Below are 23,525 nucleotides of genomic sequence, written 5' to 3' on the forward strand. Positions count from 1 at the left end.
GATCAGTTCGCTCCGGAGAACTCGGCGCGGCGGGCGATCACGGCGCGGGCCGCCATGTTCACCCCGAAGGTGAGGACGAAGAGCATCAGACCGGATGCGATCAGCACATCCACACCCAGCCCGGAGGCCTCGGGGAACTGGCTGGCGATGTTCGCGGCGATCGACTGGTGCTGGCCCGGCTGCAGCAGATAGAAGTTGATCATGAACCCTGGTGAGATGACCATCAAGATGGCCATCGTCTCGCCCAAGGCCCGGCCCAGCCCGAGCATGGCGGCAGAGATGATGCCCGAGCGCCCGAACGGCAGCACCGCCTGACGGATCATCTCCCAACGGGTGGCACCCAGGGCGAGGGAGGCCTCCTCGTGCAACCGGGGTGTCTGCAGGAAGACCTCCCGGATGGTCGCGGTGATGATCGGCAGGATCATCACCGCCAGCACGATGCCGCCGGTCATGATGTTGCGCGCCGGTGCCTGATAGTCGGCGAACAGCGGGATCCAGCCCAGGTTGTTCGTGAGCCAGTCGAACAGTGGATGCAGCACCGGCTGCAGGAACTGGATACCCCAGAGCCCGAAGATGATCGACGGCACCGCGGCCAGCAGGTCCACCAGGTACCCCAGGCCCTGGGCGAGGCGGCGGGGGGCGTAGTGGGAGATGAACAGGGCGATGCCGATGCTCAGCGGCACCGCGATCAGCAGCGCGATCACCGATGACAGGACGGTGCCGAACAGCAACGGTGCGACATAGCCGGCGAGGCTGCGCCCGCGCATGATGTTGACGGTGTCGTAGTCCGCCTGGCTGGCGATCAGCGCCGGCCAGGACCGCCAGAGGAGGAACGCCGCGACGGCCGCGAGGATCACCAGGATCGCGACGCCGGCGCCGGTGGAGATCCCGGCGAAGATCCGGTTGCCGAGCCTGCCCGGGGCCCTGCCCGGTCGTACCGCGAGCTCGCGGTCGTGGGTGCTCGTCCGTCGCGGCTTGGTGAGGGTGCTCACGAACGCTCCTTACGGCACACCGGGATGCCACTACGCGCAGGCAGGTTGGTGCCGCAGCAAACCTGCGGCACCAACCTGTGCGCTGTCAACCTGGGCAAATGATCAGGCTACCGAGATCTGGTCGAGGATCTCCTCGACCCGCTCACGCATTTCCGGAGAGATCGGAGCCGAGCCGGCCACGCCGGGATCGGAGGCCCGGTTCTGGCCGTCCTCGCTGGCTACATACCGGAAGAACTCGGCCACGTTCGCCGCGTCCTGCTCGTCGTCGTACACCGAGCACAGGCTGGAGTAGGCGATCTGGACGATCGGGTAGGAACCGGACTCATCGGTGTCGCGCGCCAGGTCCACGGTCAAGCGCCACTCGCTGGCGGTCTCGGCCGCCGGAGAGTTGGCGACCACCTGGGCAGCGGCCTCCGGGGAGAACGGAACGTACTCATCGCCCACACCCACGGCCACGGTGCCCAGGTCACCGGCACGCGAGGCGTCGGCGTAGCCGATCGCGCCCGCGGCTCCGCTGACCACGTCGATCACACCCTGGGTCTGGGCACCGGACTGGGTGCCGTCGATGGGCCAGACGCCGTCCGGCTCGTGCTGCCAGACGTCCGGGGCAGCCTTGGACAGATAATCGGTGAAGTTGTCCGTGGTGCCGGAGTCGTCCGAGCGGTTCACCGGGATGACGTCCAGGTCGGGCAGGTCCACATCGGGGTTGGCCTCAGCGATGGCCGGGTCGGACCAGTTGGTGATATCGCCGTTGAAGAGCCCGGCGATGGTGTCCGAGTCGAGGTTGAGGTGCTCGGCTTCCACGCCGGGCAGGTTATAGATGACCGCGATCGGGCTGATGTACAGCGGCAGTTCGATCACGTCACCACCGAAACAGCGTTCCGCGCCGGCGTCGATCTCCTCCTGGGAGAACATCGCGTCGGAACCGGCGAACAGGGTGGCTCCGTTCAGGAACTGCTCCCGCCCCGTGCCCGACCCCACCGAGTCGTAGTTGACGTCCACTCCGGTGCGTTCGGTGAAACCGGCCTGCCAACCCACCATCGCGTTCTCCTGCGAACTCGCGCCGGCGCCGGCAATACTGCCGGACAGTTCCACGTCGTTTCCGGCGCCGGTGTCGGTGCCGTTGTCGTCCGTGCCGTTGTCGCCCCCACAGGCAGCGAGTACCAGTGCCATCGCACCGATCGAGGCGACGCCCGCCACTCGGCGGCTCAATCCAGCCTTCACGTTGGTCCCGTTCTGATCGAGGTCTCCGCACGGTTCTCCGCGCGGTACAGACGTGACGCTAGGCATCCCGGGTGACGGACCGGGGCCGCGGAGGTGAACGCGGGATGAACACGCCGTCACAGTGCGTGTGAGGAAGGGCACGTTGCCTCGGCCGGGCGGAGACCGGTCAGGCGTTGGCGCTGGCGGGGCGGTGCATCTCCATCGAGACCACCCGGACCTTGCGCTTGCCCGGCCTGGCCAGATGCAGCACCAGCACCTCCCCGGTGCGCAGATAGGGATCGGCCTCGGGCAGCACCCGCAGCACCCGGTGCGGACTCTTGCGTTCCACCGCGTCCAGAATCGCCGGCATCACCGGGCGGTGAGTGCAGATCAGCACCGGGGCATCCCTGCGGCCGAGCAACTCCGCCACCAGTTCACGGACGCTGCGTGGGTCCTCCTTCGCGGCGTGCTCGGTGATCTGCGGCGCCATGAACAACTCGATGCCGGAGGCCTGCGAGTACGGCACCACGGTGTCGTGGCAGCGTGCCCACGGGCTGGTGATGATCTCCTCGGCGCCGTAGGCGGCCAGCAACGGCACCAGCGCCCGCGCCTGGGCATGTCCGGGTCTGGTCAACGGCCTGGTGTCCTCACCCTTCTGCCAGGCCGAGCGCTTCTTGGCGCGTCCGTGCCGGGCGATCAACACCGTCCAGGTATCCAGGAAGCCATCCTCATGCAGATCGATCAGCGCACCCAACGGCTCCCGGTCGGCCTTGCGGGTGAGCATCTTCCAGGCCCTGCCGGCGTCAACCCAGCGGGCCTCGTCCACCTCACCCTCGGCGGGCTCGATCCGGCCGCGCGCCCGCACGGACCCACGATCGCCGTCGATCACCCGGGCCGCCCAGTACACGCACACCTTGGTCTTGGTGGAGTTCAACGGGTACTGCACCACCGGCAGAGGCAACCCGAGTTCCACGTGGTACCCGGTCTCCTCCGCCACCTCCCGGGCCGCGCACGCGGGCAGGCACTCCCCCACGTCCACCTTGCCCTTGGGCCAGGACCAGTCGTCATACCGGGGCCGATGGATCAGCAGCACCTGCAGGCTGCGCTTCTTCACCCGCCACACCAGGGCACCGCCGGCGTAGACGCGCTCGCGCTTCTTGCCCACCTGATCAGCGGTCCGAACCGGTGCGACGGCGGATCGCCATGAGATGCTCCTGCAGGTCCAGCAACGGTTCGCCGCGGGAGTCCTGGTGGACCCGCCGCCAGTGCGGCTCGCCCTGCTCGCCGGTCGCCAGCCACCATGAGGCGGTGCCGTCGTCGACGGAGAGGTCCAGCAACGAGACCAGGTCGTTGACCTGACCGGGATCGACCACCCGGACCAACACCTCCACCCGTCGGTCCAGGTTGCGGTGCATCAGATCGGCACTGCCGATGTAGACCTCGGGGTCACCGTCATTGGCGAAAGCGTAGATACGGGAGTGTTCCAGGAAGCGGCCCAGGATGGACCGGACCCGGATGTTCTCGCTCATCCCCGGCACCCCGGCCTTGAGCCCGCAGATGCCGCGCACCACCAGGTCCACCGGCACCCCGGCCGCCGAGGCCCGGTAGAGCGCATCGATCGAGGCCTCGTCCACGATGGAGTTCATCTTGAACCGGATCCAGGCCGGCTTGCCGGCCTTCTTGTTGGCGATCTCCCGTTCGATCCGCTCCAGCAGGCCGGCGCGGATGGAGCGGGGGGCCACCAGCAGCCGGTGGAACTTGGACTTGGGTGCGTACCCGGACAGTTGGTTGAACAACCGCGTCAGGTCCTGGCCCACGTCGCTGCTGCAGGTGAGCAGCCCGTGGTCCTCATAGTGCCGGGCGGTCTTGGGGTTGTAGTTGCCGGTGCCCACGTGGCAGTACCGGCGCAGGCCGTCGGCCTCCTGGCGAACCACCAGGGAAAGTTTGCAGTGCGTCTTCAGGCCCACGATGCCGTACACCACGTGCACCCCGGCCTGCTCCAACTTGCGCGCCCAGGAGATATTGGCCTGCTCATCGAACCGGGCCTTGATCTCCACGATCGCCAGCACCTGCTTGCCCGCCTCTGCGGCGTCGATGAGGGAGTCCACGATCGGGGAGTCCCCGGAGGTGCGGTACAGGGTCTGCTTGATGGCCAGGACGTTCGGGTCGGCGGCGGCCTGGGACAGGAACTGCTGCACCGAGGTGGAGAAGGAGTCGTAGGGGTGGTGCAGCAGGATGTCGCGGTTGCGGATCGCCTCGAAGAAGTCGGTCGGGTTGGCCGACTCCACCTCGGCCAGACCACGGGCGGTGGTGGCCACATGCTTGGGGTAACTCAGTTCGGGCCGGTCCAGGTCCGCCACCAGGTTCATCCCGGTCAGGTCCAGCGGGGCGGGAACGTCATAGACGTCGGACTCCGAGACCGACAACTCCCGGATCAGCATCTCCCGCAGCCGCGGGGCGAACCCGGCGGCCAGTTCAAGCCGCACCGGTGGACCGAAGCGGCGACGCAACAACTCCTTCTCCAGCGCCTTGAGGAGGTTCTCCGCGTCGTCCTCCTCCACCTCCAGGTCCTCGTTGCGGGTGACCCGGAAGGCGTGGTGCTCCACCACGTCCATCCCGGGGAAGAGGTAGTAGAGGAAGGAGGAGATCACCTCTTCGATCGGGACCAGCGAGGTCACGCCGTGATCGTCCGGGGCATCCTGCACCCGGTGCGGGCGACCCCGGTGGTCCACTGCGATGAAGCGGGGCAGCAGGGGTGGCACCTTGACGCGGGCGAAGTGTTCCTTACCGGTGGCCGGGTTGCGCACGATCACGGCCAGGTTCAGCGACAGCCCGGAGATGTAGGGGAAGGGATGGGCCGGGTCCACCGCCAGGGGGGTCAGCACCGGGAAGATGTTCTTGCGGAAGTACTTGTGCAGCCGCTCCTGCTCGGCCTCGTGCAGTTCCTCGAAACGCACCGAGGTGATGCCATGCTCATCCAGCGCCGGGCGCAGGACGTCGGCGAACAGGGCGGCATGGCGGGCGGTGAGCTCATGGGCCCTGGCCGAGATCATCTCCAGCACCTGCCTCGGGAGCAGACCGGAGGCGGCGGTGACGGCCATCCCGGTGGCCATCCGCCGTTTCAGTCCAGCCACCCGCACCATGAAGAACTCATCGAGGTTGGAGGCGAAGATCGCCAGGAACCGCACCCGCTCCAGCAGCGGGATGTCCGGGTCCTCTGCCAGTTCCAGCACCCGCTCGTTGAACTGCAGCCAACTCAGTTCCCGGTCGGCGAACCGATCCGGAGGCAGTTCGACTTCAGCCTCGCCGGCGCGCTCCGGGGCACCGTCGGTCGACACCGGCACCTCCGGCACCTCCGGCGCTTGTGCCAGGGTGGTGGTCACCGCACCCTCACGGCTGCCTACGGACTCGCTCATGGCCCTATCGTGGCAGGTCGCTCGCGGTCTGGGGAGGTCGTCGCGGTGTATTGCACGTGAATGGCGTCCCGCTCGAACCCCACGCGCCGGTAGGTACTGATCGCGGCGGCATTGTCACCCTCGACGTACAACTCGAGTCGGTCCGGGCCCGTCCGGGCGAAGTGGTCCATGGCCACCGCGGTCAGCACGGTCCCCACCCCGCGGCCCTGCGCGGCCGGATCGACGCCGAGGGCGTAGATTTCCCCGGTGCGCGCACCGTCGTCGTCGGTGATCTTGACCCACATGCTGCCCAGCAGTTCCCCGCTGCCGGCGTCCTCGGCGAGCCAGAAGGTGGTCGGGTCGAACCAGTCCTGCTGCTGCCGGGCCCGCAGGTCGGCGTGGTCCAGGCGGCCCTGTTCGGGGTGGTCGGCGAACGCTCGGGCGTTCACCTGCAGCCAGGCGTCCTCATCGGCGCCGACCTCGAAGGTGCGGATCCGGAGGTCCTCAGGCACCACCACGGGCTCGATCTGCGCCGGCTGCGGCGACGGACGGCCCATCCGCCAGAGCTCGCGCACCACCACCAGGTCGTGCGCGGCCGCGGTCGCCCTGGCGCCCGGGAGGTTCCCGTGGGCCCAGAGACGCACCATGGGGTGGTCGGCCAGGACCGTGCGCACCAGCGCGCTCCCAAGGCCCCGACGGCGAAACTGCGGATGCACGGCGATCTCGGCCGAGTCCAGACTCACCTGGGCGAAGCCGGCCAGTACGTCGTCCGCGTCGTCAGTGTCGCCGTCGCGGCCCTGTGCGGCGCCGTCACCGCCGGGAATGAGGTACCGGGGCCTGCCCGGGCGAGTCAGGGTGAGCAGGGTGTCCTCGTCGAAGGCGGCCACGCCGTCGTCGGTCTCGACGTCTCGGGCAAGGTTCCGCACCGCCTCCACCTGGGCAGGACTCAACTCCTGCGTGCGCACCGGCTCCATCAGGTGAGCCGTCCGGCTCGGTGCAGCGATGCGGCCTCCTCCAGTTCCGCCGCCGTGTCCAGCAGCGACCCGGCGCGACGGGTGAGGATCTGGGCGGTGTCGGCGTCGTGGGTATCCACCCAGTCCGCATCCAGGGCCGAACCTGTGGCCAGCACCCGCAGGAAGGACCCGGCCCGCTCCAGCGCCACACCGAGGTCGCCACGGTAGACCCCGGACAGCACGGCGTCGAGCATGCGCCGGATCTCCTCGGGTCCCACCGGATCGGCCACACCGGCGACCACGCCGGCCACCTCGGCGCGGTTGGCACCGAGCCGGAACCGCTCCGCGATCGTGTCCGGGTCCCGCCGGCCCCACTCCCGCAGCAGGTACAGCCGCCAGAGTGCCCCGGGCAGCGTGTCCGGGGGGCTCTGGGACCAGATCTCGGCCACCGCCTCCAGGCCCTCGGTGTCGACCAGGGCGATCAGGCGCTCCACCAGTTCGGGGTCCTCGGCGCCCTCCCGACCACCGGAGACCATCGCTTGCGCAGTGGTGTGGGCGATCTCAGAGCGCGCGGCCGGATCCTCCTCCCCGACGATCGCCTCGGCCTGCTCGGGGGTGAGCATCGCCGGGCGGCGGAACCGATGCTGCTCCACGGAATCCTCCCTGGGTCACGGTGTGGTTGGTCTGGACGTCACGATACGCCGCAGCGTGATGAGGGCGCAGCCCGGTACCCTGCGGTGGCTTACGGTGACGGCACGGCCTACGCTGGCCGCGGCCCCTAACTCGAGAGGTACCTCGCGTGCACCGGACGATCCGCGCCGACATCGCCTTCACCATGTCCACCGGTCACACCAGGGTGGCCTTCATGGTGGCCGTGGCCAAGGTGCCCGGGCTGCAGGTCAGCGATGACTTCACGGTGAGCATGGACGGCAGCCCGGTCGAGGTGACCGAGGCCCCAGCCCCCCACCACGGACGCATCCACCTGCTCGACGTCGACGCCGGCGCGGACGCTCCGGGCAAGGTGGAGGTGGCTTACCGCGCCGAGGTGACCGGGGGTTCCCGGGCGGGTGCGGAGCAGGCGGAGGAGCCCTCAGCCACCGAGTTGCTCACCTACGTGCGCCCCAGCCGTTACGCCGAGTCCGACCGGCTGCTGCCCACCGCACGCCAGGAGTTCAACGGTCTGCAGGGTCCGGAGTTGCTGGACGCCGTCGCCGCGTTCGTCCACGAGCGCCTCTCCTACGTGCGCGGATCCTCCCACTTCACCGACGGAGCCGTGGACACCCTGCTGGCCCGGCGCGGGGTGTGCCGGGACTACGCCCACCTGGTGGTGGCATTGCTGCGCGGCCTGGATGTGCCGGCCCGGTGTGCGGCCGTGTACGCCCCGGGGCTGTCCCCGATGGACTTCCACGCCGTGGCCGAGGCCTGGGTGGAGGGGCACTGGCAGGTGGTCGACGCCACCCGGCTTGCCCCCCGGCAGTCGCTGGTGCGGATCGCCACCGGGCGCGACGCGGCCGATACCGCGTTCATGTCCTCCTACGGCGCCGGGGTGCGGCTCGGCCCACAGTCGGTGATGGCCACCCTGGAGGGGGAGCTGCCGATCGATGATCACGCCGCCGCGGTGCGGTTGCCCTGACGCGCAGTGGTATCGGGGGCGTAGCGGGCACGGTGCCCACCTGTGCCGTCGCCGACGCCCCCGACGCGGCATCCGGCGGGCCGTGTTACGACCGGTGCACCGACGGCGATACCCTGGGTCCCACGCACGGTGGGAGCATCGCCTGCGCGGGCCTCTAGCTCAATGGGTAGAGCAACGGACTTTTAATCCGTGGGTTCCGGGTTCGAGCCCCGGGGGGCCTACCCAACACCCCGCTGACCTGCATCAACGCCAGGAGCGCGGACGCGCAAGCGTCTCGTCCGCCACCATGTTCCGCCGGCAGGCGGTCGAGCACTGTCACGTGTGCCCCCAGGTGTCAGGTCACGGGTCGACGTTCATCGCGAAGAAGTTCTCGGCCACCGCAGCCCACAGGGAGAACGCCGCGACGCCGTGGCCGAATGCCCGGTACCGCGGCCCCCAGCGGCCACCCCGACCTGGCGGCCGCGAAACCAGGGCCAGCCCGCCGGCGAGATTCGCGGTGCCCCACACCAGGTTCGCCCACCGGCCCGACGTTCGCCCGCCCAGCGGACTCATGTGCTGGTGTCCGGCGGCGGCGGTGGCCAGATGAGGCAGGCTGTTCGCGCAGAGCACCCCGGAGATGAAGGACCTCACATTGTCCCGTTGCATTCCTTGAATCTAATGCGGCGCGCCCGGCGCGGTCCATCAGAATTCCCCGGCTCCTCCGGGCCCCTGCTGAGGTATGCGACCTCTTGGTCGAGCCGCGTCGCACCCATGGGCGGCGATCGATCGCGCGCTGCGCGCCTGGGTCAGGACAACACGTCCTTGGTGGCGAACCGTCCGTAGGCCAGGGCGCCGAACACCGCCACGTAACCCGCCTGCAGCAGCGCACTGTCGGCGAAGGAGCCCCAGGCGATCGGTTGGCGCAGGAGGTCGGCGAAGTCCATCCAGTAGTAGTTCAGCAGCCACGGGTGCAGCCATGCCAACTGGTCGAGCGCCCCGAGCACCTGCATCACGATCGCCACCACGACCGTGGCCGCCATCGCTCCCACCGGCACCACGGTCAGGGTGGAGATGAACAGTCCGACCGCCCCCAGCCCCAGCATCGACACACTCACGAATGCGCCGACGAGAAGTGCTCGCCCGAGCGCCTCCCAGGCGCCGATGGTGTCCCCGGAGAGCAACGGCACCGGGTCGACCGGGAAGAGCAGTGCCCCGATCACCGACCCAGCCGTGACGATCACCGCCGTGGCGAGCACGCAGAACATCGCAATGCCCGCGAACTTGATCAGGAGCAGCCGCCCCCGCCGCACCGGCGCGAGCAGCAGGTACCGCAAGGTGCCCAGCCCGGCTTCACCGGCGACCGCATCCCCGGCGACCACCCCGACGGTCAGCGGCAGGAACAGAGGGATCGTCACGACCAGCGCGGTGATCGAGACGAACAGCCCGTTCTGGGTGACCCGGTCAAGGAACGGCGGCCCCTGGCCGGGCTGCACCGGGTCGGCAGAGACCTTGACCACCACAGCGATGAGCACCGGAATCGCGGCGAGCGCCACGAGCATCGCCCAGGTGCGGCGCCGCCGCAGCAGCAGCGTCAGTTCCGATGCCCACATCGACCAACCGCTCCCGCCCGCTCCGGCCGCGGGACCGGTACGCCCGGCGTCCTCGGCCTTCGCGGTGGTCGGCGTGCTCCGCCCGTCCATCGCCTCACCCGGCAACGTCGAACCCCTCCCCGGTCAGCGCGACGAACCGCTCCTCGAGCGTTTCGCGCACGACGCCGAAGCCTCTGAGCCGTACCCCGCCGGCGACGAGTTCGGCCGCGATGGTCTCCGGTAGGTGTCGCTCCTGCAGAACGGCGGTGACGACGGCGACGCGTTCCGGCGTCGAGGAGACCGGGGGCGTCGCAAGGTCGGTCGCCGCGTCCGCAGCGTTCCCCGTCCCCGGTCCCTCGTCGTCGGAGGTGCGCAGTCCGATCCGGGACAGCACCGCGCGGGCGCACTGCGGGTCGGGCGTGACCACCCGCACCCGCGCCTGCCCCAGATCCTGCAGATCGGCCAGGCTGCCCTGGGCGACTAACCGGCCTCGGCTCATCACTCCGACATGGCTGCAGGTCTGCTCCACCTCGGCCAGCAGGTGGCTGGAGACCAGCACGGTCGCCCCCTCCCCGGTGAGGGACCGCACCAGCGTCCGCACCTCCCGGGTGCCCTGCGGGTCCAGCCCGTTGGTCGGTTCGTCGAGCACGAGCAGTTCCCGTGGCATCAGGAGGGCGCCGGCGATCCCGAGTCGCTGCTTCATGCCCAGGGAGTAGGCGCGCACCCGCTTGGTTCCGGCGTGACTCAGACCGACCTTCTCCAGTGCCGCCGCCACGCGGGTCTCCCGGGTGCGGGGCGGGGCGGCAGGGTTGGCCGCATCCAGGCGCCGCAGGTTCGCCGCACCGGACAAGTAGGGATAGTGCGCGGGTCCTTCCACGAGGGCGCCGACTCGTGGCAGGACCTCACCCAGGCCCTGTGGCATGTGGTGCCCGAGCACGTGCGCGGTGCCGGCCGTGGCCGAGGCCAGCCCGAGCAGCAGTCGGATCGTGGTGGTCTTGCCCGAGCCGTTGGGCCCGAGGAACCCGAACACGCTTCCGCGCGGGACCACGAGGTCGAGGTCGTCGACGGCCTTGTGCGTACCGAACGTCTTGGTCAGGCCCTCGGTGCGGACGGCGAGTTCGGTCACGACCCGGCGAGGGACTGCAGGTACTCCGGGGTGACGGCACCGATCAGGGCCTGCCCGTCGTCGGTTACCAGCACGGACAGCAGGTTTGTGGACAGCAGACGCCCGGCGCCGGTGTCCTGGGTGAGTTCGCGCACGAGTGGATCATCCAGTGCGCCGGATTCGTCCACCGGTAGCACCAGGACCGCGTCCCAACCCTGCCCGATCACCACGTGGTCGTCCGGCTTCTCGGGTGCCCCGGTCCCGGCCCCCTCCGGGCACGGCGGGAGCTCCACCTCCTCCACGCTCGCCCCGGCGGGCGGGGTGAAGTCGAAGAGCGTGGCATCGGGGGGCTCGAACGTGATCGCGCTGTACTGGGCCCGAACCGCCGGTTCGTCCTGGCCGCGGGCGTGCACGGTGACGCCCAGCGGGAAGCCCGTCTCTGCGTCGACGGCCAAGGCCACCTGCTCCACCAGGGAGTGTTCGCTGCCGGGCGCCAGCACCAGGGTGTAGGCCGAACGCCCGGCCACGCGTTCGCCCGCGCCGACGGTGACGTCGGTATCGGTCTCCAGGGCCTGCAGAACGTCGGCGGCGACCTCATCCGGTGTGGGGACCGGCCCGGGGCCAGGCGGCTGGCCGCCGTGGTCGAACCAGGAACCGTGTGGCCCCTGGCCGGGGCGGCACACCTCGTCGCCGGGTGCCGGCAACGCCAGGTGGGTGGCGGCATTCTCACGGGAGTCGTAGAACCACACCTCCTCCTCGGTGCGGATCACGTTCCGTTCGGCCAGATCGTCCAGCACCTGGATGCGCCCCTGCTGCCCGTCGACGTAGACCCGTGCGGTGTGCTCGCCGGTCAGCAACTCCAGGACCTCACCCACTCCGGAGCCGCCGCGCTGCCCGGCGTTCTCATCACCGGCGCCCTGGGTCTGCTCCGGTGCGGCATCCTCAGCGAGATCCGGTGCCGGCATGCCGCCGCGGTTCCCGTGGCCGAAGGCACCATCCAGGCCGGACAGATCGGGCAGTCCGAGTTCGGTGCTCGTCTGGAACTCCCCGGAGAATGCCTCCACCGAGTGCTCGGCCACCATGGTCAGGACGTCCTCGGGTGACTTCTCGGGCAGGTCGGCCGAATCGGCCTGCGCCGCGAGCCCGACCCCGCCCGCGATCACGACGCCGACCACTGCGGCCGGTAGCCAGCGGTGCCATCTGCGGGTCATCGTGACCTCCTTGAGAGTGCTGGTTCGACCATACGCCCCGCCGTGGCCGCCGACCAGTACTCACCATTCCCGGTGCGATAAGGCGCCCGCGGCGGGTACGGACCTCGGCTGAGCGTTGCTCAGAGTTTGGAGAACATCGCCTCGAAGGAGGGGACGTCGTCGTACAGGTCGCCCGGGCGGGTCTCGTCCCGGGCCGCCACGAGTTCGGCGAGTTCGCGACCGGCCCGGCTGATCCGGGCCGGGAGCGGATTGACGTCGTCGGCCTGACCGGACCAGTCGTCGGTGGCGACGAACACCGCGGTGGTGACCACGTCGGTCCGCAGGTAGGTGAACATCGGCCGGATCGCGTACTCCAGCGCCAGGGAGTGCCGCGCGGTACCGCCGGTGGCCCCCAGCAGTACCGGCATCCCGGTCAGGGCCTCCTTCTCGATGATGTCCACGAAGGACTTGAACAACCCCGACGCTCCGGTGGTGTAGATCGGGCTGACGGCGATGACGCCGTCGGCGGCGGCGAGGCGCTCCAGCACTCCCTTGAGGTCTCCGGAGGGGAACCCGGACAGCATCGCGTTGACGGTGTCGTGGGCGTGGTCGCGCAGTTCCACGACCTCCACCTGCGCCTGGACGCCGCGGGCCTTGAGTTCACTCACGGCGGCCTCGACCAGCCGGTCGGTGAGCAGCCGGGTCGAGGAGGGCTTGTTCAGGCCACCGGAGATGGCGACGATCGTGCGGGTAGTCATCAGGGGTGAGTCCTTTCTTCAGAGTCCGAACGCGGCGCCACGCTGGGCGGCGCCGGCGGCGGCGGTAGCGACGTCGTCCTCGGCTCGGCGGCCGGTCCAGCGGTCCTCGCCGGCCACGTGCTGGCCCTGGGACGTGCCGGCCTCGGCGACCTGGGCCACCCGGTCGGCGTGGCTGGGCGGGTTCGAGGGGACATGCGCGGGACGGGCTGCCTCGTTGATCTCGCGCAGCGCCGGCACGATCTCCTCGGCCAGGATGTCGATCTGCTCCAGCACCGTCTTCAACGGCAACCCGGCGTGATCGATGAGGAACAACTGCCGCTGATAGTCGCCCACGTGCTCGCGCATCGTGGCGTAGCGGTCGATGATCTGCTGCGGTGAACCCACGGTCAGGGGGGTCTCGCGGGTGAAGTCCTCCATCGAGGGTCCGTGACCGTAGACCGGGGCGTTGTCGAAGTAGGGCCGGAACTCGTTCCACGCGTCCTGGGAATTCTTCCGGGCGAAGAACTGTCCGCCCAGGCCCACGATCGCCTGGTCCGCCTTGCCGTGGCCGTAGTGCTCGAAGCGCTTCCGGTAGAAACTGACCATCTTCTTGGTGTGGTCGATCGGCCAGAAGATGTTGTTGTGCAGGAACCCGTCGCCGTAGAAGGCGGCCTGCTCGGCGATCTCGGGGGTACGGATGGAGCCGTGCCACACGAACGGCGGCACCCCGTCCAGCGGGCGGGGGGTGGCGGTGAAGCCCTGCAGCGGAGTGCGGAACTTCCCGTCCCAGTCCACCACGTCCTCGGTCCACAGGCGGCGCAGCAGGGCGTAGTTCTCGATCGCGAGGTTCACGCCCTGGCGGATGTCCTGGCCGAACCAGGGGTAGACCGGGCCGGTGTTACCGCGGCCCAACATCAGGTCCATCCGGCCGTCTGCGAGCACCTGCAGCATGGCGTAGTCCTCGGCGATCTTCACCGGGTCGTTGGTGGTGATCAGGGTGGTCGCGGTGGACAGCGTGATGTGCTTGGTGGTCCCGGCCAGGTAGCCCAGCATCGTGGTGGGCGAGGAGGCCACGAACGGCGGGTTGTGGTGTTCACCGGTGGCGAAGACGTCCAACCCCGCCTGATCGGCGTGCTGGGCGATGGTCATCATCGCCCGTACCCGCTCGGTGTCGTTCGGCGTGTGACCGGTGCTGGGGTCAGTGGTGACGTCACTGACGCTGAAGATTCCGAACTGCATGGTGCAGGCCTCTCAAGAAACTCGATGCATTTGCATATACACCCCTACAAACATCACCGCCACCGGATCTATTCCGGCACACTGCCGCCCTCGAGAACGAGCGTTGTGGTCGACGGCGACGTTCCTACCACTCGCCCTCGACCGCCAGGGTCGCCCTCGGCGGTGGTGGTTGCGGTGAGGGCGGCGTGGGTGGCGGCGGGGGGGCGGCCGGTGTGGGGTGACCCGACCTTCTGCGGGGTGGGGTTGTTAGACTCGGAGATCACGACACGGGGTGCCGCCCACCGCGCGGCTGAGATGACACCCGTCGAACCTGCACTAGTTCGTACTAGCGAAGGGAATGTCCATGACTGATGTCTCCGGTCACACCGAATCGGTAGGCCTTCCGGAGGCGGTCGACGTGACAGAGCAGGCCGCGCACCTGCTGCGAGCCCTGCGGGAGCACAGCCCGTTGGTGCACAACATCACCAACCACGTGGCTACGAACTTCTCCGCCAACGCGTTACTGGCGATCGGGGCGGCACCGGCCATGGTGGACACGGCCGAGGAGGCGGGGGTGTTCGCCCCGATGGCTTCCGGACTGCTGATCAACCTGGGCACGTTGTCCCATCAGCAGCGCGACGCCGGCCGGGCGGCGGTGAGCGCCGCGAGCGAAGCCGGCACCCCGTGGGTGCTTGACCCGGTGGCGATCGGAGCCCTGCCGTTGCGCACCGGTTTCGCCGCCGAACTGCTCGCCGCCGGGCCCACGGCAGTGCGCGGCAACGCCTCGGAGATCATCGCACTGGCAGGCGCCGGGGCCGGTGGGCGCGGGGTGGATTCCGCAGACGACACCGACACAGCCGCCCCGGTCGCCGCAGCCCTGGCCCGCGAGACCTCGATGGTGGTGGCGGTCTCCGGTGCGCGTGACCTCATCACCGACGGGTCAGCGGCCATCAGGGTCGATAACGGCCACCCGCTGCTCACCCGGATCACCGGCGCCGGCTGCGCACTCGGCTCGATCATCGCCGCGATGCTCGGTGCCCGTGGGACCACCAGCGCGCTGACCGCGGTAGCCGCCGCGCACGTGGTCTACGGCATCGCCGCCGAACAGGCTGCCACCGACGCTCACGGCCCGGGCACGTTCCTGCCCGCGTTCCTGGACGCACTGGCCGGCATCACCCCGGAGCAGGTGATCGAGCAGGCTCGGGTCGAGGTGCTGGCGGCACCGGCGCCGGACCCGCAGGAGGCCTGAATGCAGCCGGGCATCTACCTGGTCACCGACCGCGAGTTGTGCGCACCGCGCGGCGTGCCCGCCACGGTGGCAGCCGCGGTGGCCGGGGGGGTGCACACCGTGCAACTGCGGGACAAGGAGGCCGACCTGGACGATCACCTGCGTCAGTTGACGCACCTCGCCGAGGTGATCGATGGCCGGGCGCGCCTGCTCGTCAACGACCGGCTCGACGCCGTCGTCGCCGCACGCAGCCGCGGCCTGCCGGTGCACGGGGTGCACCTGGGGCAACTCGATGACGCAGCGGTCGCGGCCCGTGCGGAACTGGGACCGGAGGCGATCGTCGGTCTCACTGCCAATACAGTCGCGCACCTAGAAGCCGTCGCCGCCCTACCCGGGGGCACCGTCGACTACCTGGGAGTGGGGGTGATCCGGCCGACGACGACGAAGACCGACCACCCGGACGCGCTCGGTATCGAGGGGTTCGGCCGGTTCGCCGCCCGGACGCCGCTGCCGTGCGTGGCGATCGGCGGCGTGCGGCCCGAGGACGCCGGGCCGCTGCGGCGGGCCGGGGCCGGCGGGGTGGCAGTGGTCTCGGCGTTGTGTGCGGCGCCGGATCCCGAGACGGTGGCCCGGGGGCTGCGTACCGACTGGGACGCCGCAGGATCCGGCCCGGGCAAGGCCGGCGCATGAGCATTCCGCGCGTCTTGTCCATCGCCGGATCCGACCCCTCCGGGGGCGCGGGGATCCAGGCGGACATCAAGTCGATCGCGGCCAACGGCGGATACGGCATGGCGGCGGTCACTGCGCTGACCGCACAGAACACCCGCGGGGTCCGGGGTGTGCACGTCCCCCCACCGCAGTTCCTGGTCGACCAACTCGAGGCGATCAGCGAGGACATCCGGGTCGATGCGGTCAAGATCGGGATGCTGGCAAACACGGCCACCATCGAGGTGGTCACCGGGTGGCTGGAGCGCAGCACGGCAGCCTACGTGGTGCTCGATCCGGTGATGGTGGCCACCAGCGGAGACCGACTGCTGGACGCCGATACCTCCGGGGCGCTGTCCGGCCTCATCGCACGGGCCGGGTTGATCACCCCGAACATCCCCGAACTGGCTGTGCTCGCCGAAACCGAGACCGCTGGGGACTGGGAGGAGGCAACGGCGCAGGCGCGCCAGGTGGCCAGGAAGTACGGGGTGAGCGTGCTGGCCAAGGGCGGGCACCTGCCCGGGGAACGGGCCACCGATCTGCTGGTCTGGCCCGGTGGCAGCGTCACCCAGGTGTCCTCGGCGTGGATCGACACTCCCAACACCCACGGCACCGGTTGCTCGCTCTCCTCGGCGATCGCTACCCGGGTGGTCGAGCGTGAGGGCGACTGGGAGTCCGCCGTGCGCGTGGCCAAGGCCTGGCTCACCACCGCCCTGGCCGCTGCCGATGACCTCCAGGTCGGCTCCGGCCACGGCCCACTGCACCACTTCGCGGGCTCACCCGGGGCCGGTCGCCGCGCCCGGCGCGGGTGAGCCTCAGGCGGGCCGGAACCCGGTGGTCTCCGGGGGCACCTGGTGCCGGATCATCACGTGCCGCGTCACCGAGTAGTCCAGCACCGGTTCGATGCTCATGTCCTTGCCGAAGCCTGACCCCTTCACTCCCCCGTGCGGGGCCTCCGAAGCGATCGGCAGGTGGTCGTTGATCCAGGTCACCCCCACCTCCAACCGGTGGCTGACCCGGATCGCCCGGGCCACATCGGAGGTCCACACCGAGGAGGCCAGCCCGTAGGCGCTGTCATTGGCCAGAGCCACCGCCTGCTCCTCATCGTCGAAGGGCAGCGCCACCAGCACCGGTCCGAACACCTCGCCCTGGACGAGTTCGGAGTCCTGCGCGGCGCCGACCACCAGGGTGGGCGGGTAGAAGAACCCCGGCCCTTCCAGCGGCTCCCCGCCGGTGAGCACCTCGCCCCCCTGGCTCACCGCGCGAGTGACGAAGCCGTGCACCCGCTCCCGGTGGGCGGCGGAGATCAGTGGTCCGATGTGGGTCGCTGGGTCGTGGGGGTCCCCGGCCACCACGGTTTCCATGACGGCCCGCAGGGCATCGACCCCCTGATCGAAGATCTCCCGCTGCAGGTAGACCCGGGTCGCGGCGGTGCAGTCCTGACCGGTGGAGTAGGTGGCGCCCATCGCCACCGCGTGGGCCATCTGGGCGATGTCGGCGTCGGAGAAGACCACCGCCGGGGCCTTGCCGCCCAGTTCCAGGTGCACCCGTTTGACGCCCTCGACCGCCCCGCGCATCACCGCCTTGCCGGTCTGGGTGGACCCGGTCACGCTGACCATGTCCACCCCGGCGTGCCCGGCCAGCGCCGCGCCCACATCACCGTCTCCGGCGACCACCCCGAGCGCCCCCTCGGGCAGCCCGCACTCGGCGGCCAGTTCGGCGATCCGAACGGTGCTGCTCGGCGTCAACGGGGCCGGTTTGATCACCACCGAGTTGCCCGCGGCCAGTGCGGGTCCGATCTTCCACACCGCCATCACCAGCGGGAAGTTCCACGGGGCGATACTGGCCACCACCCCCACCGGGCGGCGCACCATCATCGAGGTGTACCCGTCGGAGAACACCCCGGCCCCGGTGCCGTCGGTGGAACGGGCCGCCCCGGCGAAGAAGCGTAGGTTGTCCGCGGCGAACGGGATCTCCCCCTCGGCCACCACGGTCCACGGCTTACCGGTCTCGGCCACCTCCAACGCCGCCAGTTCATCGGTGTGCGCCTCCAGCGCATCGGCGAGCCGCAACAGCACCCGCGCGCGTTCGGAGGGGGTTCGCCCGGCCCAGTCCGGCGCCGCCGCACCCGCGCTCGCCACGGCGGCATCGACGTCGTCGATCGTGGACAGGCGCACCGTGCGGGTGACCTCCCCCGTGGCGGGGTTGATCAGGTCCAGGAGTGTGCCCGCGGCGGCCGAGGGCCGTTCGGTGGAGACGGAGTCAGTCATGGGCCGAGCCTCTCACGAGCCCGGTGGCTCGGGGGTTCGCGCACGCCATGAGCCGGCTCGCTCCGCCACACCCTCCCGCCCGATCTCGACCAGCAGGTCCGCCGCCCTGTGCAAGCCGCGCCGGGCCCGGATCCGCTCCCCGATGCGCTCGGCCTCGGCCCGCATCGCGGTGTCGGCCAGCAGGTCCGCCACCGTTTGGCGCAGTTCGGCGGCGCTCACCCGGTAGGTGTCCACGCGCCGTCCCAGGCCCTTCTCGTGCACGCGTTGGGCGTTGTCGTACTGGTCCCAGAACAGCGGCATCAGCACCATCGGCTTCCCGAAGTGCAGCGACTCGGTGACGGTGTTGTTGCCGCCGTGGGTGACCACCAGGTCCACCTTCGGGATGATCGTGGTCTGCGGGAGGAACTCCGCGCCCCACATGTTGTCGGCGAGTTCGATCTCGGCGTGCAGCGGGCCCTTGGAGACGATGATGTGATAGTCGGTCTCGGCCAGGGCGGCGATCACGCTGCGCATCAGCCCCACGTCGGCGCCCCCGAGGGAGCCGAGGCTGAAGTAGATCAGCGGTTTGGATCCGTCCAGGAAGTGCGCCGGGATGTCCGCCTCGGCCTCGGTCTCGCGCACCGCCGAGTCGATCCGGTACCAGGTCGAATCCAGCGGACGGGCGTCGGTGTAGTCGATCTCGGCGGGGTACAGGTACAGGTTGCGGTCACCGGCGTGGCTGAACTCCAGGTAGGGCAGCGGCGGAGCACCTTGTTCCTGCACCCACGCGTTGAAGTCCTCCCACACCTCCCGGTGGGAGCGCTCGTAGGCCTCGCGGAAGGTGGCCCAGCCTTCCCGGTCGTCCTGCCCCAACCCGGAGAACACCGGGGCGATGTTCTCCCCGGGAACCTCCAGCGGGTTGCAGGAGACCACCCGCACGTACTTCGCCGGGGAGGTCATCAGGGCGGGGAAGGTGAGCACGTTGTCCAGGATCGTCACGTCGGGCTGGTTACGCTCGACCACCTCTCGCAGCGCCGGTGCGGAGTACTTCACCCCCTCGATCAGCGCCTCCAGGATCGGGCGACTCACGGTGGTCAGTTGCTCCTGGGTGCTCTTGAGGAACTCCGGGGAGATCTCCTGGATGTAGTTCTTCCAGAATGCCCCCGCGTCCTGCTCGGCCTCGTCCTGCGCTGGTGGCTCCAGGTCCACCAGGTCCTCGACGAACCCGTGCGGACTGAGTTGGCCGGCCCAAGAGGATTCCGACGCGAAGACCACCCGGTGCCCGCGGCGCACCAGTTCCTTACCGACCCCGATGCAGTTGTTCGTCGGCCCGTAGGCACTCTCCGGTAGGAACAGGAAGGTCAGGGATTCTCTTGTCACGGAGGTCTCCTCATCGATGTGCGCCTGGCTGCGCAAGCCTAGCCCGAGCTTGAACGTCGCCGCTGCCCCCACGCGCGTCAACGCCTGCTCCCGTCCGACAGCGGGCGGGACCTGAGAGGCTGTGGCCCATGGACGTGGTGAGGACCCGGCACGGGCGCCTGGCGCTGGACGAGGACGGGCGGGTGCAGGCGCTCAGCGCCCGTGGTGTGCCGGCCCGTGCCGGCGACGGACTGGCTGCGGACCTGGTGAATGCCATCACGGCAGGGCCGGCCGACGACGACGCACCCGCGCCGTCTGCAGGCGCCGCCTCCGTAGCACCCACCCCGCCCGACCAGGCCCGCGCGGCCGATCTGCCGGCCACCCCGGGGCATGTGGAGATCACCCGGCCCGGCCAGAACGCGACCGGACCGTCCGCCGCCGGTCCTGCGCCGGCGGCCGGTCCTGCGCCGTCGTCCGCCGGCCGGTCACGACCTCTCACCGGCGCGGACGAACGCGATTTCGGGGTGGACATGACCAACTGGTCGGTCGCCGTGGGGCAGTCCGTGGTCAAGGTGATCCACGCCTGGGGCAGCGCCGACCGGGCCGGGGTGATCCTGGACCACCTGGCCTCGATCGGCTCGGGCGTCACACCGGCGCTGCGGGGCCGGCTGGACTGGGTGCACCCGCGGGGCCGGGCCACCGTGGCGATGGTCACCGAACTCATTCCCGGCGCCACCGACGGGTGGACCTGGGCGGTCGATGACGTGCTGGCCCACCTGGACGGCGGACCCGAACCCACCTGGCCACGACAGTTGGGAGCGCTCGCGGCCCGGCTGCATACCGACCTGGCCCGGATGGGTCAAGGGCCACCGGCCCATGGCAGACGAGTGCGCGCCGATGCACACGACGCGCTCACCGAGGCCTTGGCGGTCACCGGCGGCGACGCCGGACGGCGCCTGCGCGATCGCCGCGGCGTCCTGGAGCAGGTGCTGGACACCATCCCCGATGACCTGACCGCGCCCACCATCCACCTGCACGGCGACCTGCACGTTGGACAGGTGCTGCGTGCGAACGAGCGCTACTGGGTGATCGACTTCGACGGTGACCCGCAACAGCCCGCGGCTCAGCAGCACCGTCGCGACCTGGCGGCGCGGGACGTGGCCCATCTGCTCACCTCGGTGGAGCTGGTGGCCTCAGTGTGTGCGCGACGACGCGACGGCGCGGAGCAGACCCTGCGCACCTGGGCCGGCGCCGGGCGTGCACAGGTGTTGGCCGCCTACCGGGCCGAGTTGGCGGCGAGACAGTCCTGCGGACTCCTCGACGCCGCAGCGCTGGAAGGGCTGATCGTGGCGCAACTGTTGCGCGAACTGACCTATGCCGCCACGTACCTGCCCCGCTGGCAGTACGCCGCCGACACCGCGCTGACCTTCCGCTACGGGGGATGATGGTGCCATGGACGTCACCCGCTTTCACGAAGACCTTGCCCTCGTCCCGCACCATCTGGAATCACTTGCCGGGGCACTCGAGGCGGGCCTGCCCGGTGTGGACCTGCTTCCGGCGGCCAGCCGGGTCCTGGTGCTGGGGATGGGATCCAGCGCCTACGCGGCCGGGTTGGTGGCTCAGGCCGCCCGCGCGCAGGGGGTCGCGGTGGAGGTATCGCTGGCCAGCGCCGAGCTGCTCCCACCCCCGGCGCCGGACCTGGTGGTGATCGCAGTCTCGGCCACCGGCGGCAGCGCCGAGGTACTGCACGCCGTCACCCGTTACGCCGGGACCGGCCGGCTCGTGGCGGTGACCAACAAGACCGACTCCCCCCTCGCCGAGGTGGCGGACGTCCTCGTCCCCCTGACCGCGGGGGTGGAGGCCTCCGGCGTGGCCTGCCGCACCTTCCGGCACACGGTCGTGGTGCTGTCGGAGGTGTTGCGAACCTACGGGTTCACCCCGACCGTGGCGCCGGCGGTGAGCGCTCGCCGGGCTGCCGGCGCCAACGCCGAGTTGCTCGAGGGGGCCCCGGCCTGGCTGCCGCAGGTGAGCAGCACGCTGCTGGGACCCCACGGCACGTTCCTGCTGGCCCCGCTCGAGCGGCTGGCCAGTGCCCAGCAGGGTGCGTTGATGATGCGGGAGGTACCACGCCGGCCGGCGTGGGCCAGTGAGACCGGCGACTGGGCACACGTGGACCTGTACCTGGCCCGCACCCTGGACTACCGGGTGCTGCTGTTCGCCGGTTCCCGCTGGGATGGCCAGGCCCTGGACTGGTTGGAGCACCGCGGTGCCACGTTCGTCTCCGTGGGAGCGGACCTGCCCGGCGCCGCGCACGTGGTGCGCTACGCCGGGGATGAGGACCCGCTGCTGGCGGTGCTCAGCGAGGTGCTGGTGGCCGAACTCGTGGCGGCACGGTGGCACGAGGCGGACCCGGACTTCACGTGGAGCGGCCGGTAGGTCAGAGCGCTGACCGCTACGGGTTGGCCCTGCCGACAAGGTGGGTCAGGAATCGAATCCCACGCCGAAGCGGTCGGCCAGGCGCAGCAGGAAGGTGTCCCGGCCGTCGTGGCGGGCGTCGGACTTGGCCACCGCCCGGCGCATCAGCTGGATCAGCGGATAGGCCAGCGGCTCCGGTGGCACCGGCATCGGTTTGGAGCCCACCATGGCCAGCCGGGTCCGCGGGGTCTCATCGCCCTCGAGCAGGTCGAGCATGGTCTCGGCACCGAACCGGGTGGCCCCCACGCCCAGCCCGGTGAAGCCGGCGCTGTAGGCCACATGCCCGCCCATGGCGGTGCCGTGGAATGCCACCAGGTTCGTGGACATGTCGATCATCCCGCCCCAGGCGTGGGTGAAGGTGATGTCCTGCAGTTGCGGGAAGGTGCTGAGGAAGTGATCGGCCAGGCGTAGGAAGGTCTCGGGTCGTTGCTCCTGCGCGCCGCGCACCTTGCCGCCGCGGTGGTAGATCGCGTCGTAGCCACCGAAGAGGATCCGGTTGTCGGCGCTCTTGCGGTAGTAGTGGAACTCGCGGGAGGAGTCGGTGATCCCGTGCCGGCCGGTCCAGCCGATCGCCTCCAGTTGGGCGTCGGTGAGCGGCTGGGTCATCAACGCGTAGTCGTAGATCGGCACCGAGAACCACTGGTTCCGGGCCAACAGCGCTGGGAAGCCGTTGGTGGCCAGCGCCACCTTCCGCGCCCGGATGGTCCCGCCGTCGGTACGCACCTGAACGTCGCGGCTGGACCGGACCAGGCCCCGCACGGGGGTGTGCTCATAGATCTGCACGCCCAGGTCCAGACAGGCCCGGCGCAACCCCCAGGCCAGTTTGGCCGGATGGACGAAGGAGTACCCATCCTTCTTGAACCGGCCGGCCAGGTACAGCGGTGAGTCGACCTGCTCGCGCACCTGGTCGCGGTCGAAGAATCGCGAGTCCGGGTCCGGCGAGGCGTGAGCTGCGGCGCGCAGCGGGTCCACCTGGTGTTCCTCGGTGGCCACCACCAGGATGCCGGTGTTCTCGTACTCGGCATCGATGCCGTACCGCTCGATGGACCGCTCCAGGCCGCGGAAGTTCGCCCGGGCCACCTGCTCGATCGCGGGCAGCTCGCCGGCGAAGTGGCGGGCGCCGTTGACCTCGCCATGGGTCAGGCTCATTTCGCAGAAGCCCCCGTTGCGGCCGCTGGCCGCCCAGCCCGCCTGGCGCGCCTCCAGCACGATCACCGACCGGCCGGGGTCACGTTCCATGGCGATCAAAGCCGCCCACAAGCCGCAGTATCCGGCACCGACCACCACCAGGTCCGCGCGGGCGTCACCGCTCAGGGCCGGGCGCGGAGCCGGCCGCGCCGGGGAGTCCAGCCAGAACGGGGTGGGGCTGGCGCCGGTGATCTTGCTCTGCAGCCACGCGGCGTCGTGTTGCAGGTCGTGGCCATAACCACGCGGCGTTGACGTACTCACTGCGCCACCTCCGCCGACCGTGCGGTGCTCACTGAGGCAGCCGCGTCATCTTTACTTTACCTACCG

General features: G+C 70.1%; 21 protein-coding genes, 1 tRNA gene and 1 riboswitch. Of the genes, 7 read left to right on the forward strand and 15 right to left on the reverse strand.

The annotated features are described in order from the left end of the window. Positions 1-2 precede the first annotated feature (2 nt). The 6 genes from pstC to ACPL7H_RS08910 all read right to left on the reverse strand — a co-directional run bounded on the left by pstC (position 3) and on the right by ACPL7H_RS08910 (position 7,196). Positions 3-992 carry a phosphate ABC transporter permease subunit PstC gene (gene pstC / locus ACPL7H_RS08885; protein WP_424796587.1) on the reverse strand — a complete coding sequence of 330 codons (990 nt, stop codon included), beginning with the start codon at positions 990-992 and terminating at the stop codon, positions 3-5. 102 nt (positions 993-1,094) lie between these two features. Next, complete coding sequence (pstS, locus tag ACPL7H_RS08890; protein ID WP_424796588.1) at positions 1,095-2,165, reverse strand: phosphate ABC transporter substrate-binding protein PstS; 1,071 nt, start codon at positions 2,163-2,165, stop codon at positions 1,095-1,097. A gap of 217 nt (positions 2,166-2,382) precedes the next feature. Next, entirely contained in the window at positions 2,383-3,360 is a 978-nt protein-coding gene (locus ACPL7H_RS08895) for an NUDIX hydrolase (RefSeq protein ID WP_424796589.1), read from the reverse strand. Positions 3,361-3,364: 4 nt separating this feature from the next. Then, positions 3,365-5,611 carry an RNA degradosome polyphosphate kinase gene (locus ACPL7H_RS08900; protein ID WP_424796590.1) on the reverse strand — a complete coding sequence of 749 codons (2,247 nt, stop codon included), beginning with the start codon at positions 5,609-5,611 and terminating at the stop codon, positions 3,365-3,367. Then, a complete protein-coding gene (gene mshD, locus ACPL7H_RS08905) occupies positions 5,608-6,555 on the reverse strand; it encodes a mycothiol synthase (protein ID WP_424796591.1) in 948 nt (315 codons plus the stop codon). Before mshD ends, ACPL7H_RS08900 begins: the two co-directional genes overlap by 4 nt. 8 nt (positions 6,556-6,563) lie before the next feature. Continuing rightward, positions 6,564-7,196 (reverse strand): hypothetical protein, encoded by a 633-nt coding sequence (locus ACPL7H_RS08910; protein ID WP_424796592.1) that lies wholly within the window; start codon positions 7,194-7,196, stop codon positions 6,564-6,566. Positions 7,197-7,342: 146 nt separating this feature from the next. Between ACPL7H_RS08910 and ACPL7H_RS08915 the strand changes: the two genes are divergently transcribed. After that, on the forward strand, positions 7,343-8,176 hold the full coding sequence (locus tag ACPL7H_RS08915) for a transglutaminase-like domain-containing protein (RefSeq protein WP_424796593.1): 834 nt from the start codon (positions 7,343-7,345) through the stop codon (positions 8,174-8,176). A gap of 148 nt (positions 8,177-8,324) precedes the next feature. Further along, a tRNA-Lys gene (locus ACPL7H_RS08920) sits at positions 8,325-8,397 on the forward strand. A gap of 118 nt (positions 8,398-8,515) precedes the next feature. Here ACPL7H_RS08920 and ACPL7H_RS08925 read toward each other — a convergent pair. The 6 genes from ACPL7H_RS08925 to ACPL7H_RS08950 all read right to left on the reverse strand — a co-directional run bounded on the left by ACPL7H_RS08925 (position 8,516) and on the right by ACPL7H_RS08950 (position 14,015). Next, positions 8,516-8,821 carry a hypothetical protein gene (locus ACPL7H_RS08925; RefSeq protein ID WP_424796594.1) on the reverse strand — a complete coding sequence of 102 codons (306 nt, stop codon included), beginning with the start codon at positions 8,819-8,821 and terminating at the stop codon, positions 8,516-8,518. 140 nt (positions 8,822-8,961) lie between these two features. Then, positions 8,962-9,855: an ABC transporter permease gene (locus tag ACPL7H_RS08930; protein ID WP_424796595.1), complete on the reverse strand. Its 894-nt coding sequence runs from the start codon at positions 9,853-9,855 to the stop codon at positions 8,962-8,964. Between the two features lie 4 nt (positions 9,856-9,859). After that, on the reverse strand, positions 9,860-10,870 hold the full coding sequence (locus ACPL7H_RS08935; RefSeq protein WP_424796596.1) for an ABC transporter ATP-binding protein: 1,011 nt from the start codon (positions 10,868-10,870) through the stop codon (positions 9,860-9,862). Continuing rightward, entirely contained in the window at positions 10,867-12,060 is a 1,194-nt protein-coding gene (locus tag ACPL7H_RS08940) for a LolA family protein (RefSeq protein WP_424796597.1), read from the reverse strand. The genes ACPL7H_RS08935 and ACPL7H_RS08940 overlap by 4 nt, the downstream gene beginning before the upstream one ends. A 119-nt stretch (positions 12,061-12,179) precedes the next feature. After that, the gene (locus ACPL7H_RS08945; protein WP_424796598.1) at positions 12,180-12,797 is read right to left on the reverse strand and encodes an FMN reductase; all 618 of its coding nucleotides are present in this window, start codon (positions 12,795-12,797) and stop codon (positions 12,180-12,182) included. 18 nt (positions 12,798-12,815) lie between these two features. Beyond that, entirely contained in the window at positions 12,816-14,015 is a 1,200-nt protein-coding gene (locus ACPL7H_RS08950) for an LLM class flavin-dependent oxidoreductase (protein WP_424796599.1), read from the reverse strand. A 257-nt stretch (positions 14,016-14,272) separates the two neighbouring features. Continuing rightward, positions 14,273-14,370: riboswitch (TPP riboswitch) on the forward strand. On the opposite strand from ACPL7H_RS08950, the gene thiM reads away from it, so the two are divergent. From thiM to thiD, 3 genes are all read left to right on the forward strand, one after another. Next, entirely contained in the window at positions 14,359-15,243 is an 885-nt protein-coding gene (thiM, locus tag ACPL7H_RS08955; RefSeq protein WP_424796600.1) for a hydroxyethylthiazole kinase, read from the forward strand. Its footprint overlaps the riboswitch before it by 12 nt. Continuing rightward, positions 15,244-15,912 carry a thiamine phosphate synthase gene (gene thiE, locus ACPL7H_RS08960; protein ID WP_424796601.1) on the forward strand — a complete coding sequence of 223 codons (669 nt, stop codon included), beginning with the start codon at positions 15,244-15,246 and terminating at the stop codon, positions 15,910-15,912. After that, entirely contained in the window at positions 15,909-16,739 is an 831-nt protein-coding gene (thiD, locus tag ACPL7H_RS08965; protein ID WP_424796602.1) for a bifunctional hydroxymethylpyrimidine kinase/phosphomethylpyrimidine kinase, read from the forward strand. The genes thiE and thiD overlap by 4 nt, the downstream gene beginning before the upstream one ends. A 3-nt stretch (positions 16,740-16,742) precedes the next feature. On the opposite strand, the gene ACPL7H_RS08970 is transcribed toward thiD, so the two are convergent. Together ACPL7H_RS08970 and ACPL7H_RS08975 are read right to left on the reverse strand one after the other, a co-directional pair. Beyond that, positions 16,743-18,197: an aminobutyraldehyde dehydrogenase gene (locus tag ACPL7H_RS08970; protein ID WP_424796603.1), complete on the reverse strand. Its 1,455-nt coding sequence runs from the start codon at positions 18,195-18,197 to the stop codon at positions 16,743-16,745. Between the two features lie 12 nt (positions 18,198-18,209). After that, a complete protein-coding gene (locus ACPL7H_RS08975; protein ID WP_424796604.1) occupies positions 18,210-19,556 on the reverse strand; it encodes a nucleotide disphospho-sugar-binding domain-containing protein in 1,347 nt (448 codons plus the stop codon). A gap of 128 nt (positions 19,557-19,684) precedes the next feature. Between ACPL7H_RS08975 and ACPL7H_RS08980 the strand changes: the two genes are divergently transcribed. Both ACPL7H_RS08980 and ACPL7H_RS08985 read left to right on the forward strand, forming a co-directional pair. Then, the gene (locus tag ACPL7H_RS08980; RefSeq protein WP_424796605.1) at positions 19,685-20,980 is read left to right on the forward strand and encodes a hypothetical protein; all 1,296 of its coding nucleotides are present in this window, start codon (positions 19,685-19,687) and stop codon (positions 20,978-20,980) included. A 7-nt stretch (positions 20,981-20,987) separates the two neighbouring features. Next, positions 20,988-21,971, forward strand: coding sequence for an SIS domain-containing protein (locus ACPL7H_RS08985; protein ID WP_424796606.1), 984 nt, complete (start codon positions 20,988-20,990; stop codon positions 21,969-21,971). Between the two features lie 45 nt (positions 21,972-22,016). Here the strand turns inward: ACPL7H_RS08985 and ACPL7H_RS08990 are convergent, their stop codons facing one another. Continuing rightward, on the reverse strand, positions 22,017-23,459 hold the full coding sequence (locus ACPL7H_RS08990; protein ID WP_424796607.1) for an NAD(P)/FAD-dependent oxidoreductase: 1,443 nt from the start codon (positions 23,457-23,459) through the stop codon (positions 22,017-22,019). Positions 23,460-23,525 lie beyond the last annotated feature (66 nt).

This window comes from Pseudactinotalea sp. Z1732 (assembly GCF_049724975.1).
GTDB lineage: Bacteria > Actinomycetota > Actinomycetes > Actinomycetales > Beutenbergiaceae > CALKWS01.

Bases quoted from the DNA above. Each gene is read 5' to 3' on its own strand.
- pstS (WP_424796588.1), bottom strand. From the start codon at position 2,165: ATGGCACTGGTACTCGCTGCCTGTGGGGGCGACAACGGCACGGACGAC.
- ACPL7H_RS08900 (WP_424796590.1), bottom strand. From the start codon at position 5,611: ATGAGCGAGTCCGTAGGCAGCCGTGAGGGTGCGGTGACCACCACCCTG.
- ACPL7H_RS08925 (WP_424796594.1), bottom strand. From the start codon at position 8,821: ATGCAACGGGACAATGTGAGGTCCTTCATCTCCGGGGTGCTCTGCGCG.
- ACPL7H_RS08930 (WP_424796595.1), bottom strand. From the start codon at position 9,855: ATGGACGGGCGGAGCACGCCGACCACCGCGAAGGCCGAGGACGCCGGG.
- ACPL7H_RS08940 (WP_424796597.1), bottom strand. From the start codon at position 12,060: ATGACCCGCAGATGGCACCGCTGGCTACCGGCCGCAGTGGTCGGCGTC.
- ACPL7H_RS08945 (WP_424796598.1), bottom strand. From the start codon at position 12,797: ATGACTACCCGCACGATCGTCGCCATCTCCGGTGGCCTGAACAAGCCC.
- ACPL7H_RS08950 (WP_424796599.1), bottom strand. From the start codon at position 14,015: ATGCAGTTCGGAATCTTCAGCGTCAGTGACGTCACCACTGACCCCAGC.
- thiM (WP_424796600.1), top strand. From the start codon at position 14,359: ATGACTGATGTCTCCGGTCACACCGAATCGGTAGGCCTTCCGGAGGCG.
- thiE (WP_424796601.1), top strand. From the start codon at position 15,244: ATGCAGCCGGGCATCTACCTGGTCACCGACCGCGAGTTGTGCGCACCG.
- thiD (WP_424796602.1), top strand. From the start codon at position 15,909: ATGAGCATTCCGCGCGTCTTGTCCATCGCCGGATCCGACCCCTCCGGG.
- ACPL7H_RS08970 (WP_424796603.1), bottom strand. From the start codon at position 18,197: ATGACTGACTCCGTCTCCACCGAACGGCCCTCGGCCGCCGCGGGCACA.
- ACPL7H_RS08980 (WP_424796605.1), top strand. From the start codon at position 19,685: ATGGACGTGGTGAGGACCCGGCACGGGCGCCTGGCGCTGGACGAGGAC.
- ACPL7H_RS08985 (WP_424796606.1), top strand. From the start codon at position 20,988: ATGGACGTCACCCGCTTTCACGAAGACCTTGCCCTCGTCCCGCACCAT.